This window comes from Vibrio sp. 2134-1 (assembly GCF_033339495.1).
In genome coordinates, this window is the sequence record NZ_JAWOUS010000743.1 from 1 (window position 1) to 573 (window position 573).

Sequence of the window (573 nt, forward strand, 5' to 3'; positions counted from 1 at the left end):
GAGTGGACAAGGTAAGGGTAAGCAAGCGAAAGGTTATTGGCTTGGTGAACAAACCTTTTCTCTAGAAAAGTTAGATGTGGTTGATTCATCGCTTAAACAGGTATTTTTGATTGAAAAGGCGAGCTACAGCGGTAACACGTCGAATGACGAAACCGGTGAGAAGCTAAACAGCCAATTGAACATTAATGCTCAAAAAATGCGCCTAACGGATGGCACTGATGTTGATAACTTTAAGTTGAATTTTGCTATTGCAGATGTAGACAGTAATTCGTTCGATCAAATTATGTCGATCTATCAAAGCTCACCAGTACTTGATGAACAACAGGTGTCCGAATTAATGCCTCACATCGACATGCTATTTAGTAAGGGCTTTAAGCTTTCAGTTAATGAGCTTTCTTTGGCGTTTGGTGAAGGTAAATTCCGCAACGAGTGGCAATTATCTGTCCCTCAAGGTACAGACCATATCACGCAAGACCCAATGAAGTTGATGACCGCAACAAACGGCGAACTGAGTACTTACTTCTCAGATGAACTTGTTGAACACTATCCATTTATCCAAGAAGGCATTGATGA

General features: G+C 40.8%; 1 protein-coding gene. It reads left to right on the forward strand.

Features of this window, described 5'->3' with window-relative positions:
- A partial coding sequence (locus tag R7R78_RS28290; RefSeq protein ID WP_225474872.1) for a DUF945 family protein occupies positions 1–573 on the forward strand: 573 nt, incomplete at both ends.